The sequence below is a fragment of the Labrys methylaminiphilus subsp. lupini genome (assembly GCF_051161885.1).
Lineage (GTDB): Bacteria > Pseudomonadota > Alphaproteobacteria > Rhizobiales > Labraceae > Labrys.
In genome coordinates, this window is the sequence record NZ_JBMDIH010000001.1 from 764,466 (window position 1) to 777,118 (window position 12,653).

14 protein-coding genes are annotated in these 12,653 nt (G+C 63.1%); 7 read left to right on the top strand and 7 right to left on the bottom strand.

What is annotated here, in order from left to right; all coding sequences use genetic code 11:
• Positions 1-81 precede the first annotated feature (81 nt).
• On the bottom strand, positions 82-1,668 hold the full coding sequence (locus ACN6KF_RS03490) for a gamma-glutamyltransferase family protein (protein WP_434955496.1): 1,587 nt from the start codon (positions 1,666-1,668) through the stop codon (positions 82-84).
• A 230-nt stretch (positions 1,669-1,898) separates the two neighbouring features.
• Here ACN6KF_RS03490 and ACN6KF_RS03495 point away from each other — a divergent pair, with 230 nt between their 5' ends.
• Together ACN6KF_RS03495 and ACN6KF_RS03500 are read left to right on the top strand one after the other, a co-directional pair.
• A complete protein-coding gene (locus ACN6KF_RS03495; protein ID WP_434955497.1) occupies positions 1,899-2,156 on the top strand; it encodes a hypothetical protein in 258 nt (85 codons plus the stop codon).
• A 34-nt stretch (positions 2,157-2,190) separates the two neighbouring features.
• Positions 2,191-3,135, top strand: a complete 945-nt coding sequence (locus ACN6KF_RS03500; protein WP_434955498.1) for an alpha/beta hydrolase fold domain-containing protein — start codon at positions 2,191-2,193, stop codon at positions 3,133-3,135.
• A 15-nt stretch (positions 3,136-3,150) separates the two neighbouring features.
• Here ACN6KF_RS03500 and ACN6KF_RS03505 read toward each other — a convergent pair whose 3' ends face one another.
• Together ACN6KF_RS03505 and ACN6KF_RS03510 are read right to left on the bottom strand one after the other, a co-directional pair.
• The gene (locus ACN6KF_RS03505) at positions 3,151-4,503 is read right to left on the bottom strand and encodes an MATE family efflux transporter (RefSeq protein ID WP_434955499.1); all 1,353 of its coding nucleotides are present in this window, start codon (positions 4,501-4,503) and stop codon (positions 3,151-3,153) included.
• A 72-nt stretch (positions 4,504-4,575) separates the two neighbouring features.
• Complete coding sequence (locus ACN6KF_RS03510; RefSeq protein ID WP_434955500.1) at positions 4,576-5,001, bottom strand: DUF1330 domain-containing protein; 426 nt, start codon at positions 4,999-5,001, stop codon at positions 4,576-4,578.
• A 204-nt stretch (positions 5,002-5,205) separates the two neighbouring features.
• On the opposite strand from ACN6KF_RS03510, the gene ACN6KF_RS03515 reads away from it, so the two are divergent.
• Both ACN6KF_RS03515 and ACN6KF_RS03520 read left to right on the top strand, forming a co-directional pair.
• Positions 5,206-5,541: a GIY-YIG nuclease family protein gene (locus ACN6KF_RS03515; RefSeq protein ID WP_434955501.1), complete on the top strand. Its 336-nt coding sequence runs from the start codon at positions 5,206-5,208 to the stop codon at positions 5,539-5,541.
• A 193-nt stretch (positions 5,542-5,734) separates the two neighbouring features.
• Positions 5,735-6,004 (top strand): hypothetical protein, encoded by a 270-nt coding sequence (locus tag ACN6KF_RS03520; protein ID WP_434955502.1) that lies wholly within the window; start codon positions 5,735-5,737, stop codon positions 6,002-6,004.
• 214 nt (positions 6,005-6,218) lie between these two features.
• On the opposite strand, the gene ACN6KF_RS03525 is transcribed toward ACN6KF_RS03520, so the two are convergent.
• Positions 6,219-7,817: a vWA domain-containing protein gene (locus ACN6KF_RS03525; protein WP_434955503.1), complete on the bottom strand. Its 1,599-nt coding sequence runs from the start codon at positions 7,815-7,817 to the stop codon at positions 6,219-6,221.
• 467 nt (positions 7,818-8,284) lie between these two features.
• Here ACN6KF_RS03525 and ACN6KF_RS03530 point away from each other — a divergent pair, with 467 nt between their 5' ends.
• Positions 8,285-8,587: a hypothetical protein gene (locus ACN6KF_RS03530; protein WP_434955504.1), complete on the top strand. Its 303-nt coding sequence runs from the start codon at positions 8,285-8,287 to the stop codon at positions 8,585-8,587.
• A gap of 601 nt (positions 8,588-9,188) precedes the next feature.
• A complete protein-coding gene (locus ACN6KF_RS03535; protein WP_434955505.1) occupies positions 9,189-9,776 on the top strand; it encodes a L,D-transpeptidase in 588 nt (195 codons plus the stop codon).
• A 662-nt stretch (positions 9,777-10,438) separates the two neighbouring features.
• Here ACN6KF_RS03535 and ACN6KF_RS03540 read toward each other — a convergent pair.
• The 3 genes from ACN6KF_RS03540 to ACN6KF_RS03550 form a co-directional block, all read right to left on the bottom strand.
• Positions 10,439-10,627 (bottom strand): hypothetical protein, encoded by a 189-nt coding sequence (locus ACN6KF_RS03540; protein ID WP_149251642.1) that lies wholly within the window; start codon positions 10,625-10,627, stop codon positions 10,439-10,441.
• Between the two features lie 416 nt (positions 10,628-11,043).
• Complete coding sequence (locus tag ACN6KF_RS03545) at positions 11,044-11,262, bottom strand: hypothetical protein (RefSeq protein WP_434955506.1); 219 nt, start codon at positions 11,260-11,262, stop codon at positions 11,044-11,046.
• A gap of 207 nt (positions 11,263-11,469) precedes the next feature.
• Positions 11,470-11,946, bottom strand: coding sequence for an RT0821/Lpp0805 family surface protein (locus tag ACN6KF_RS03550; RefSeq protein WP_434955507.1), 477 nt, complete (start codon positions 11,944-11,946; stop codon positions 11,470-11,472).
• A gap of 15 nt (positions 11,947-11,961) precedes the next feature.
• On the opposite strand from ACN6KF_RS03550, the gene pdxH reads away from it, so the two are divergent.
• On the top strand, positions 11,962-12,612 hold the full coding sequence (pdxH, locus tag ACN6KF_RS03555; RefSeq protein ID WP_434955508.1) for a pyridoxamine 5'-phosphate oxidase: 651 nt from the start codon (positions 11,962-11,964) through the stop codon (positions 12,610-12,612).
• Positions 12,613-12,653 lie beyond the last annotated feature (41 nt).

Here is a 12,653-nt window from a genome sequence, read left to right on the forward strand (position 1 = left end):
ACTCTTCGTTTCCAGCCAATCCGACGGGCTGGCTAGAGCGCCTTTGCGATTAGATGCGACTCCGTCCCATCGCAAAACGCTCTAGAGCCCAAGGGCACCACCGTCGGCGCGTGGGTCGTGCACGGCCTCGATGCGTCCGTCCCTGGTGTGGCGGACGAGCGCACCGGCATGGCCGAAGCTGTCTGCATAGGCCTCGCCGATGTCGAGGGGATGACCAGCACGGTCGAGCGCGTTGAGAAGGCTCTCGTCGAAGCGGTCTTCCAGCCGCAGCACGGATCTTCTTTCTTTCTCATCGCGAGCGAGGATGAAACGCGGGGCGTCGACGGAAGCGGCGAGGCTTTCGCCCAGGCGATAGCGTGAGAACAATTGCGCCAGGATCTGCGGCTGGGCATCGCCGCCCATGGTACCGAAGGGCATCACCCTGCCATCCGAAAACAGCGCCATGGCCGGGGCGAGGGTGTGAAAGGGCAGGCGCCCCGGTGCCAGGGCGCGAGGCGAGCGGGCGTCCAGTGAAAAGGCCATGCCGCGGTTCTGCATCAGCAAGCCGGTCTTCGGCAGCACCAGGCCCGAGCCGTAATCCCAATAGATCGACTGGATGGTGCTGACGGCAAGGCCATCCTTGTCGATCGCGCCCATCCAGACAGTGTCGCCCCTGGCACCCGACAGTGGGGAAGGGGCGGGGCGCGCCATCGAAATCGCCGCGGCTTCGCTCTCCAGGAAGGCGGGCGTGAGGAAGGCGGCTGGATCGGCGCTCATCGAAACGGGATCGGCAATTTCGCGGTCTCGGATGGCCGCCGCTCGCTTGGCTGCCTCGACCAAGCCATGGATATGTTCGAAACTGCCCGCCCGCTTGAGGCCGAGGCGCTCGGCAAGGCCGAGGATGACGAGGGTGGAAAGCCCCTGCGTCGGCGGCGGCAGGCTATGGAGCGTGACCCCCTGCAGGGGCAGGCTCAGCGGTTCGCGCAGTCGCGCTTCATAGCGCCGGAAATCCTCCCGCGTGACGAGGGCACCGGCGCGGTCGAGATCGGCGGCGATTTCGCGGGCGGCGTCGCCACGATAGAAATCGTCGAGCCCAGCATGGGCGAGCTGTTCCAGCAAACCCGCGAGCGCCGGCTGGACGAGAAGGTCCCCGGCTTTGGGGGCTTCACCCGACGGCATGAACTGGGCGGCAAAGCCAGGCACGGTCTTGAGCTCGTCGATCTCGGCGGGCTCGACCCGGGCTTGCGAGGCCGATACGGCGATGCCGTCGCGGGCATGGCGGATGGCATCTTCCAGCAGCACGGCCATGGGCAGCCGGCCGCCGAAGGCCCTGGCCATGTCGGTGGCAACCTGCCAGCCGGCAATCGCGCCGGGAACAGTGAGGCTGGAAAGGGTGCCGCGAGACGGCACTTCATCATAGCCGAGATCACGCAGGGCCGAGATGGTGGCCCGGCTGCCGGCGGGGCCGCAGGCCTGGATCGCCCGGATGCGGCGGCCTTTGTCGGCGATCAGCCAGAAACCATCACCGCCTGCGCCGTTCATATGCGGATAGGTCACGGCGATGGTGGCCGCCATGGCGATCATCGCCTCGATGGCGTTGCCGCCCTGGATCAGGATGCGCTGGCCGGTTTCGCTGGCCGGATGATGGGGCGTGGCGACGGCGGCATGACCGAAGACGGGCGTTTCCATAGGGCAGTGCAGCTTTCCAAGCGCAGACTTACATGGATGATTTGTCATCTACAGCGTTTCGCGCTCCGGTGGAATCACCAAGAATCGCAAAGACGCGTCGAAACAAGGAGTTAGAGCAAAGAGGCGTTTTCGCCATCCATGCGCTTCGTTCCACAAGGGGCGTAGCAAAGCGCGGCGTGATGGTATAGAGGCATGGGACGACATTCACGAAAGCCGTCGGGGAGCCGATTTTGCCCAGCTCTGAAAAATCCATCAATTGGACCAGCCTGATCACCGTTTGCTCGGCCGCCATTCTGATCGGCACCGAACTGCTCGGTGCGGCCTGGGCCTCCGGCTGGGCGCTGGCGGGATTTTTCCAGCTCGGACCCACGGTCGAGATCATCCTGCAATGCGTGTTCGGCCTCGTGGCCTTCTATGCCATTTTCGTCTTCCTCAGGCAGGCCAGCCGGGTCGAGTCGATTTTCAAGCGTGAAGGTGCCAGGTCCTAAGACGAAGGCTCCTGAGACACCGCCCGACGGCGGGATGCCGGAGACTGCCGAACCCAGTCTCGCCTCGCGCTCGCTCCATGGCCTGTTTCGTCTGCTCAGGGTGAAGGATTGGGCAAGGCCGCCGGTTCTGCAGGCGCTGATCCGGCTGAGCCGCCGGACCGGCCCTGCGCTGCCCTCCGCCCGCCTGCGAAATCTTTGTGAGATCCGGCAGGAAGTGGCGCATGGCGACCGGGTGTTCCATCTCGGACCGCGGGACGGCGGCAAAGCGCCCTTCCATTTGCTCTACCTGCATGGGGGCGCCTATTCGTTCGCGATCAGCTTCCTGCATTGGCGCTTTCTCGACGACCTGATCCGCCGCACTGGCTGCAGTGTCACGGTGCCTTTCTACCCGTTGGCTCCGGAAAACGGTCATCGGGAGGCGCTGGCAAGTGTGCTGGCGCATTACACGGATCTATGCGCCCATTTTGCCCCGGAGCGCATGGTGGTGATGGGCGATTCGGCCGGAGGCGGGCTCGCGCTTGCACTGGCCCAGGCTCTGGTCGCGGCCGGCCACCCCCAGCCCGGCCAGATCGTCCTGCTCTCACCTTGGCTTGACCTCACCATGAATGATCCGGCGACACTGGCGCATGTGCCGCATGATCCCGTGATCACGCCTGAGGCGGCCCGGGCGGCAGCGCGTCTTTACGCCGGCGACCTGCCGCTGGACGATCCCGGGATCAGTCCGCTTTATGGCGAGATGCGGGGGCTGGCGCCGGTCACCGTCATGACCGGCACCGCGGATCTGCTCAATCCCGAGGCCCACAGATTGGCCCAGCGCCTGGAACGGGCTGGACAGCCCGTCGAACTCCTTGAGCAGGCCGGCATGGTGCATGCCTGGATGCTGCTGCCGCTGCCGGAGGCGGAACGCGCACGCGGGCAAATCGGTGATCTGTTGAATGCGCGCTTCGGACCGGAGGGCAGGGCAGGTCTTTCGGCCTGACCCCTGGCCTCTGTCTCATGTCAGCCGCCGCGCCGGCCTCTTCGACCAGACCAGGCCGTAAAAGCCGGCCTGGAGTAGCAGGTTGGCCGCAAATCCGGCGGCGTAGCCGATCCAGATGCCGGACAAGCCTATTTTCGCATCCAGCAGGCAGGCCAGCGGCACCTCGACCAGGACGATGGCGGCCATGAACAGGCCTGTCGGCACCAGGACCGTGCCATCCGCCCGCATGACCCCGCTGAGCACCGCTGACCAGCCCGCGAGCACCACGCTCCACAGCACGATATGGAGGAGATCCACGGCGACAAGAGCCGTGGCGGCTTCGGTGATGAACAGGCCGATGGCCACCGGGGCAAGCATATAGGCGGCAACCACGAAGGCGCCTGTCGTAACCAGGTTCAGACGCAGCCCGGTCACCAGGATAGGCCCGACAACGCCTAGCCGGCCTGCGCCGATACTGTGTGACGCCAGGACCGTCGCCGTGATTCCCAGCGACATCACCGGAAATTGCACCCAGCTCATGATCTGGTTGATGGCGCCATAGCTGGCGGTGGCGCCAACTCCGTGCCGGTTCACCAGGCCGAGCAGCACCAGTTCCGCCACAGCCATGCTCATCATCTGGCAGGCTGTCGGCAAGCCGATACGCAGGATGGCCGAAGCGAGCAAGACGTCGAAGGTTGGAGCTCGAGGCGTCGTCGGCGCGAGCGGATGCCGGTGGCGGCGCCAGTGCCAGGCGAGCCAGAGCAGCGACAGCGCATAGGCGCCGATGGTGGAGAAGGCGGCGCTCGTGACGCCAAGACGGGGCAGTCCTGCCCAACCTTCGATCAGGGCCGGCGTGGCGGCAAGAGACAGCGCTGTCGCGATGACGAGCACGAAAAGCGGCGAGACGGCGTCGCCGACGCCCCTGCTCATCGAGGTGACGAGCCAAAGCAGGAAGATGACGGGGCAGCCGGCCGTCATCAGGCGCGCATAGTCGACAGCCGCCGGCAGGACCGCCGCAGGCGTGCCGAGGGCCTGCAACAGGCCGGGAATGGCGAAGTGGCCGAACAGGGCTATCGGCAGGCTGAGGGCGAGCACCATCACGATGGCGGTGGCGGCGATACGGCGAACGCGCGGTCGATCGCCCGCGCCCCAGGCCTGGCCGATCAGCACGGCGGCGCCGCTGCTCAGGCCGATCACCAGCGAGAGCGCCAGGAACAGGATCGGAAAGAAGGCCGATACCGCGGCAATGGCTTGGAGACCGAGAAGCTGGCCGATCCAGATGCCGTCGAGCGTGCCGGAGGCAGCCTGGAGGACATTGGTCAGCATCATCGGCAGGAGAATGCCGAGATAGAGGCGCCACAGGGGGCGAGAGGGAGAAGAGGATGACATGGCGGATACCGGGCAAGCGGATGCATTCCGGGCGGCGGGCCACCAGGTGCATGTAGGAAAGCGGGGCTGAAATCAGGCGGGAATCGTCAGTTGCGTGAGCGGCAACAAGCGTGAATCGGCCAGGGCGGCGGTGCGGTGCCCGAGCCCGGCGAGGTAGCCCTCATCGTCGGCAAAGGCGAGGAAGCTCCGTACGGAGGCCTGCCGCACGAGCGCGACCTGGTCCCACCGTTCCGTTTCGGGGCCAATCAGGAAAGCTCCGCCGGCGCCGAGAAACAGCAGCTCGCCGCCGCTTCGGGACAGGAAGGGCAGGGTGTGGACGACATAGCGCCGAAAGGCTTCCTCGCCGCTGATCGGCGCGATGGGCGCGAGTTCCGGCGAGGCCGAATAGTCGGCGACCTCGCGAAAACGCAGGAGATTGAGCATGGCGACCGGGCCGGCAAGACCCCGCGTCACGAAGTCTCGTCCGGCCTCCTGCGTGGGAGAAAGATAAGGCGGCATGGATTTTCCTCGGCATCCAGGAGGCGTCCGGCTTGGGCGAACAGGTGTCTGCGATTGGACAGGCCCGCGATGAAACTGGCGGGATTATATCCGGGTGAAATTTTCCTTGTCAATATACCCGGGTAATATTGCGTAGCGTGCTGTTCTGGTTTACGGCTGCGTGCAATTGCAACGCCATTCCGCTTTGGTCCAAGGAGGCCGTCCATGAAACGTGAAGATCGCAAGGCGGTTGTCGACGCCTATAAGAAGCGCAAGGTCGCGGCTGGCATCTACGCCCTTCGCTGCACGGAAACGGGGGATTGCTGGGTCGGCCGGGCGCCGGACCTTTCGAAGATCCGCAACAGGCTCTGGTTCACCCTGGGCCAGGGCGCCAGCCTGAACCAGGGCTTGCAGTCCGCCTGGAGCAGGCACGGAGAGCGCACCTTCAGCCTGGAGATCATCGAACAGATCGAGGATGAAGAGGTTGCTTTCGTGCGCGAGCGAACCCTGAAGGAACGGCTCGATCATTGGGTGGCGACCCTGGCGGCAAAGCCGATCTGATGTCGTCATTTCCGGAAGATGGCAGCGTCTTCGCGCCTCTTCGCCCTAAGGCGCCGTGCGATGCCGAAGGCAACTGGTCTCGATCCGGACGAGCCTCCAACTCATGCTTGTGACGGCCTCGAGCGACGTGGCGCTTCTCATTTGCCATCGGAGCAGCGCATGATGCGGAAGGCGGTCACCGGGGGCCCTTCGCATGTCCGATCTTCCAAGCGACGATCAGCTTCGCATCACGCTGGCGCGAACACTCGGCCTGGTCTTCGAGGATTGGAGCATGCCCGATCCGACCCGAATGGAACTGGATGTCGAGCAGGCGATTCGACAGGCGGTCCGGCGAGCCTGGCCGGACTTGACCGTCGCCACGGTGATAGCCGGTCTTCGGCATGAAGGTGAAGTCGATACCATCGATCTTCTGATGGCCGACACCCGAAGCGGCACCAAGCGGCGATATTTGGTGTTTCCCTGAGGCTGCGTGCTTTCGCAGCTGAACGGCTTTTTGCTTCGATTGCGGTTTTCGAGGTGTCCTTGCGAGTCCAGGCGCTTCCGTCAAATCACGAAATGGGGTGGTCGCCGCCGAGAACGACGGTCTCGCGGCAACGCACCACCGCTCGCCGGCGCGAAGAAGAGGGGCGGCAATTGCGCCGAGATACTATCGCAACCGCCGCCCCCTGAAGGCAGGGTCATTGAGGCAGGGCCAGTTTCACCTCATTGCGTGCGCCGGCCTTGATCTCGATGTCCTGGGTGACATTGACGTCGCCCTTCCACGCGCTGGCCGTGTATTTGCCTGCGGGTAGAACGTAGCTCATCGACGTATCGTAGTTCCGCGTGATTTCCTCCGCGTCATCACCATAAATGCCGGTCCGCGGGACGGTGATGCGGATCGAATCTGCGCCCGGCGCGGTGATGGCGACAAGGCCGGCGTCGAGCGGGAAGGAAGCCGTCACCGTCTCACCGGTCTTGATCGTCAGCGGGAAGACGCGATCCACGCCATCGACTTTGATACGGACGCGATAGGTGCCTTCGGGCAGATCGAAAACAGGCTCGGCGGCATAGTCGCCGATCAAGGAGGACTCGCCTTCGGCTGCTTCGGAGCCAACCAAGATATCGACACGGGGATCCTTTACGGCGGAGCCTCCCGGGGAAAAGGTGACCTTGCCCTTCAGCTTGCCGACACCGGCAATGACCTCGACAGGAACCGTTTCACCGGGCGCGATTTCGATATCACGGGTCTGGACGGCTGCGCCAAGCTTCAGCGTGACACTATATTCGCCCGCCGGGAGGATGACCCCGGTCTCGGCGTCATAGCCGGTGAACAGATCAGCGCTGCTGCCTTTGGGTTTCACGGTCCAGACCACATAGCCCTTTGCCGTTTCGGTCGCCGTGCGCTTGGCGCGCAGTCCGATGCGGCCCGCGTTCAACGCCATGTCGACACGGTTCATCTCGTTGGCCTTGATGGTAATGGGGGCCTTCACGCTCGCCTCGCCTGCCGTGAGCGTGAGGATATAGTCGCCCGGCTCAACCTGTTCGTGGATGTTGGCGTTGTAGCTCGTCATCACCACTTCGGATGTCGTGCCTTCCGGCGCGGGGCGGGTGAGTTCCCATCGCACGTCGTCGGTGATCGGGTCGTCGCCCACGGCCAGCCGGGCATAGCCCGTCAGGTTCCAGTCCGGTTTGGGTTCCGCCTTCGGCTCAGCCTTGGGTTGCGGGGCCGGTGCAGGCGCCGGATTGCCTTGGGCGGTGTGCACGGCCTGCTGGATGGCCTTGGTGAGTTCGCCGGCATCCTCGGCCTGCAGGGCGATGCCGCCCGTCGCCTCCGCCATGCAGCGCAGTTCGCGGTTGGCTTCGGGATCCTTGATGTCGAAGCCGACGGTGTCGACGACGAGGTCTATATCGGCCTTCTTCAGGGCTGCGGCCACCTCGCAGGGGTCTGCATTGCAGGTTTCCACGCCGTCGGAGACCAGGATGATGGTCGACCGGCCTTCCTGCCCCTTCATCGCTTCGGCGGCGGTTCGTACGGCGTCGGTCATCGGCGTGCGCCCTTTGGGCGACAGGCCGCCGACCATGGCCATGAACGCCCGCTCGTCGACCGGGCCGACCGGTTTGAGCATCTCTATGTCTTTGCAATCGCCCTTGCGACGATGGCCATAGACGATCAAGCCGAGGTGATCGTCCGCCGGCCAGCCTTTCAGGATGGTACCGACGGTTTGGCGTGCGGCCTCGATCTTGGTGATGTCACCAACCTTGCCCCACATGGAGCCCGAGGCGTCGAGCACGAGCATGACGCGTGCTCCCTCTTCTGCCCTTGCGCTCATTGCAAAAGGCAATAGGGCGCCAGCCAGGCCGAGGAGACCTGGAACAAGGGCATAAAGACTTTTCCGCATAGTAAACTCCAATGAAACGGTCGATCGGACATTTGTGCGGTCAGGTTCGCTTCTTGCCGTTTCAAATATAAGCAAATGTTGTGACACTCAAGCGCGCTGCAGCATGTGTCTATGTTGACGATTACCTCTGTGCGCTTTCGCATAGTTTGACGGGGATGCGATGATGTTCACTCAGTGTCGATGGTGCTCGCCCCGGTGCCTTTCCCGAATGACCCTTCCGGTCGATGGATAGGCGGCATGCTGATACCGCCCCGCAGCGATGTGCGAAAACGCACAGCGCGAAGGGGCCGTTTCCAATTAACCATTGCTGCATCAGCGGGGCCGCAAATCAGCACGAGCCCACGCAAAATCGTCGGGGACTATCGATGTTGACCTCAAACGCACGCCTGGCCTGGAATGACGACATCGACATGTCGGCGCCAGATATCACCGAGCTGCATCGCGCCTACATGCTTTCGATCCGTCAGCACCAGCGTCTGTTGGGCGAGCTTTGCGCGACGCTCTCCAACCTCGGTGTTGCCATCGACAATTCTCCTCTCGACTCGCAGATGCGGGATGCCCTTTCCGCCGGCGTCGGCCGTCATGTCGACCTGGCCCGCGGAATCATCGCTGGAATCGACAGCGCGCTGAGCTTCTCGGCGCCGACGCGTCCGTCGACCGCTCATTGACGAATAGTCGCTGCTGCGGCGGCCGGCTGTGCCGAAAGGCACAGGGGTGCAGCGACCGGGAAACCGGGTTGCCGTGGACGTCACTCTACTCTCCATAGCAGTAACTTGAGCGGGCAGGCCTTGCAGGAGGCTTGCCCGCTCCTTTCAGCATGGACCTATCGCAGAGAACGAACTTTACGCGTGGTCTCGCTCCGGGAAGAAGATGCGGCTTTGCCGAGGGCATGAGGCCCCAATATTTGCTCTTGCCCCAGTTGCCTCCAGTAAATGAGGGGACCTCTCTCGGGGCAAAGTGCGTTTAGGCATGGACGCCCGCTTGCTCTAATTCTTTGTTTCGACGTGTCTTTACGGCTCTTCGCGATGCGGCCAAATCGCAAGACGCTCTGGCGCCGGGGCTCCCGGGTGTCTGGCGTGGCAGCGTATGATATCGGCAACACTTCTTGTTTTTTAATCACACCGCATTGACACCCACTGGTTGTTTCATTTTTGTACTGTCCATGTGTTGAGTTTTCCGGCTCTCGTCTGCCTGGTACCGCCGGACTTAACCGAACAGTAACCATAATGATGGCGGTACTAGCTACGCGCTGACGTATTCGGGGGTACTATGAAACTGGTCCATTTCGCCATGCTCGCGGTCATGTCGCTGAGTCTGGGCGCTTGCCAATACACCAAGACGGCCGATCCCGTGCTCTCGGAGCGGGACGCGCAGTTCATGGCGATGATTCCCACCGGCGACGTGGACAAGATGTTTGCCCGCTACATGGTCGACAATCCCACTGGCGAACCGGCGGGCGTAGTGGTTGTCGAGACCAAGCAGCATCTGCTCTATTATACGCTGCCCGACGGCAAGGCGATGCGCTATGGCGTGGCCCTCGGCAGCGAGGCCTTCGGGTGGACGGGTGAAGCCGTCATCGACCACAAGGCCGAATGGCCGACCTGGAATCCGCCGGCCGAGATGATGGTGCGCTGGCCGCATGTCAAGCGCACCGAAGGGGGGTGGACCAACCCGCTGGGCGCGCGTGCGCTTTACCTCTTCCAGGGCGGCAAGGACACGCTCTATCGCATTCACGGCACCAACGAACCTGAGAAAATCGGCCGTAGCGTCTCGTCCGGCTGCATCCGGATGCGCAACATCGACGTGATCGATCTCTATAACCGCGTTCCCGCCGGTACGAAGGTGATCGTGCGCTGAGGCGGATTTCGGCGGCGTGCTCGTCACGGCGCTGCATCCAAGGTAATTTCGACAAGAGCCCCGGATCGCACTGGGGCTTTTTTGTTGGCCCTGCTGCCCCTGGGGCAGCTTCGTGTCGGCGGGACGAGCCGCGGGCATTCGGCGGAAACCTGCCGACTTTCCGGATCTGGCCAATCGGGCTTCGGCCCATATGCGAATGAAAGCCCGGCGTGGGGGACTATGCGCGAGGCGCTTCAGTATCTTCCATGGGCTTCTGACTTCCGCTGGTTTGGCGGCGGCTGCGTGGCAGCGATCGGTCATTCGTGTCGAGTGGAGGAGGATGAAGGCGGGACTGCGGCGCCAACCAGATTCACGCCGTGCTCGCGCCCGATCTTCCCGGGCCCGGTATCGGCAGGCGTGAGGCGCCTTCGACAAAGGCCGATATCTGGCTGGAGCCTAGTCTGATCGGCTGCATAAGCATGCAGGGACCCGAGACGAAGCTCAGCACCGGATGAGCGCGGCCGAAAATGGCGTCAGCCGTCGGCTTCGGCGTATGCTTGCCTGGCGGGCCGGTTGATACGGGTCCCAATGCCACCTGTCTCGGCAGGCAAAGCGTCGCATCCGGACAAACCTGCCGCCGATTGCGGCAGGTCCAGTGCCGTAAAGGAAAGTATAGCCGGGTCTTACGACTGGGCCATTTGCTGGAGGCGCGTATAGGCTGCCTCCGCGCTCATCTGGCGCTGATCCTTTTCCTTGCGGGCTGCCCCGACGGCGGCGGCCAGAGCCGGGATGGCGATCTTGCCATAACGATCCTCGAGCTTTTCCCGCTTCTCTTGCGCGGGCTGCTGGAGACGCGATCCCTCGATGTCCATAATCTGGTCCTCAACCAAGGTACACGACAAGTACGTGCACAGATTTACGCAGTTACGACAACAACTTGGCTCATAATTGACAGCGAAGGCGTGGGAATTATGACGGAGCGGCGACATGATTATCTTATTTGCGACATCGCCGTCATTTTACTGCAACATGTTGCAAGAACGTCACAAGTAAATAAGCCTGCAGCTCATAAAGAAAGCCGCGCTTTGCGGCGCGGCTGCGATGCTTTCATAAGTTCAATGTTACCGATATGCCGCGCCTCTATCGTTGCGGTCGTGTCGCATATCGACAAATGCGGGATGCTTTCGCCTAAAGTGTTTTGCGATTCAGCGGTAACGCCAGAATCGCAAAGACGCATCGAACCAAAGAGCGAAAGCAGAGCAGGGTTTGGCTCTAAACACGCTTTGCCTTAGGCGGCGAGGTCGTCGTCTTCGTCGCGCAGGCAAGCCGGCATCTCATGCTTGGGCTTCTCCGGCTTGGCGACAACGCGTGCCACCTGGGCCGCTGCCGCGGCGACGGCCGAAATGCCGATGGCGCGATAGAGATGCTGGAGCTGCTCGCGCGGGGAGCCTTGCGGCGGTGCGAGCGCTTCGCTTGGTCGGTCGGTAGAAAGAGGGGAGGTCGTCATAATTAACTCCATACGCAACGACACGCTCTACTTGTTTTCACCCTGAGGGTGCTTTGAAGCGAGGTGAAGGCCGGACTGTGAATATTTGGCGGCGAAAGTATCATGGTTAACGTGAAAGCCCCGTGATACTTCGCACGGCATGACCAGCAATATACGCCGGGCCACCTGAATGTTCGATTAACCAGGCCCGGTGGCGTGCGAAAATTCTCACACGTGCGGCAGGGCCCAGGGCTGTACGCTGACGATGGACCAGGCCGTGCCGCTCCTGCGGCAGCTCTTGCCCTGATACCATTGGGTCGGGCCCTGGCCGCCCTGGGCTGCGACGAAGCTGCGGCAGGTAAGCTTGTTTTCGGCATAGCTATCGGCAACCGGAGTGACCAGGCCATGTACGCCGGTTGTCATGCTGGACCACGCTATGGAGGCGCCCGGATTCTGGGGGTCCATTCCCGCCTGCAGCGCGGCCTTGGCTTGCTGCCAGTCGGCATCGGTCATGCTGGCGTTCAGGCGGATGTCCTGTTCGGGGATCGAACCTGTCGTCGTCTTGTCCTCGGCCGAGCCGAAGATCGGGCCGAGGGGCGTCGAAATGGCGCAGCCTGTCAAAATGACACTGGCGAACAGCACTGACAGTGGGCCGCGGACGCGGTAGGCGTTATAACCGCCCTTGAAGACGAACAGGCTGAACACAGTGGAGCCACCCCAATGACCATGACGTTAGGTAATCCTGGCACGGGCGAGTTAACGCCGGGTGACTCGGCTGGCTTCCTCGGCGCGTCCGAACCGTTTTTGTTGTTCGCGCAATGGCTGGCGGAAGCGGAGAAATCCGAGCCGAACGACCCCAACGCGATGGCGCTCGCCACGGTGGATCCGGAAGGCCTGCCGGACGTGCGCATGGTGTTGCTCAAGGGCCTCGATGACAAGGGTTTCGTCTTCTATACCAACACACAGAGCGCCAAGGGCACGGAATTGGGCGGCACGCCCAAGGCCGCCTTGCTGTTTCATTGGAAGAGCCTGCGCCGGCAGGTGAGGGTGCGTGGGCCGGTCGAGCGCGTCACCGATGCGGAGGCGGACGCCTACTTCGTCACGCGCCCGCGTGGCAGCCGAATCGGCGCCTGGGCGTCGCAGCAGTCGCGGCCACTCGAAGGGCGCTTCGCCCTTGAAAAGGCCGTGGCGACCTATACGGCCAAATTCGCCATCGGCGAGATCCCGCGTCCTCCCCATTGGACCGGTTTCCGCATCCTGCCGGTGCAGATCGAATTCTGGCACGACAGGCCGTTCCGATTGCATGACCGCCTGGTTTTCCGGCGTGCCGAGAGCCAAGGCGGCTGGCGGCGCGAGCAGCTCTATCCCTGACAAGGGCGCGCGCCCATTTGGAGCAACGGCCTCTGGGGTTG

What these genes read in the sequence shown, in the direction of transcription:
- ACN6KF_RS03490 (WP_434955496.1), bottom strand. Translation starts at nt 1,668, where the DNA reads ATGGAAACGCCCGTCTTCGGTCATGCCGCCGTCGCCACGCCCCATCAT.
- ACN6KF_RS03500 (WP_434955498.1), top strand. Translation starts at nt 2,191, where the DNA reads ATGCCGGAGACTGCCGAACCCAGTCTCGCCTCGCGCTCGCTCCATGGC.
- ACN6KF_RS03505 (WP_434955499.1), bottom strand. Translation starts at nt 4,503, where the DNA reads ATGTCATCCTCTTCTCCCTCTCGCCCCCTGTGGCGCCTCTATCTCGGC.
- ACN6KF_RS03510 (WP_434955500.1), bottom strand. Translation starts at nt 5,001, where the DNA reads ATGCCGCCTTATCTTTCTCCCACGCAGGAGGCCGGACGAGACTTCGTG.
- ACN6KF_RS03515 (WP_434955501.1), top strand. Translation starts at nt 5,206, where the DNA reads ATGAAACGTGAAGATCGCAAGGCGGTTGTCGACGCCTATAAGAAGCGC.
- ACN6KF_RS03520 (WP_434955502.1), top strand. Translation starts at nt 5,735, where the DNA reads ATGTCCGATCTTCCAAGCGACGATCAGCTTCGCATCACGCTGGCGCGA.
- ACN6KF_RS03525 (WP_434955503.1), bottom strand. Translation starts at nt 7,817, where the DNA reads ATGCTCGTGCTCGACGCCTCGGGCTCCATGTGGGGCAAGGTTGGTGAC.
- ACN6KF_RS03530 (WP_434955504.1), top strand. Translation starts at nt 8,285, where the DNA reads ATGTTGACCTCAAACGCACGCCTGGCCTGGAATGACGACATCGACATG.
- ACN6KF_RS03535 (WP_434955505.1), top strand. Translation starts at nt 9,189, where the DNA reads ATGAAACTGGTCCATTTCGCCATGCTCGCGGTCATGTCGCTGAGTCTG.
- ACN6KF_RS03540 (WP_149251642.1), bottom strand. Translation starts at nt 10,627, where the DNA reads ATGGACATCGAGGGATCGCGTCTCCAGCAGCCCGCGCAAGAGAAGCGG.
- ACN6KF_RS03545 (WP_434955506.1), bottom strand. Translation starts at nt 11,262, where the DNA reads ATGACGACCTCCCCTCTTTCTACCGACCGACCAAGCGAAGCGCTCGCA.
- pdxH (WP_434955508.1), top strand. Translation starts at nt 11,962, where the DNA reads ATGACCATGACGTTAGGTAATCCTGGCACGGGCGAGTTAACGCCGGGT.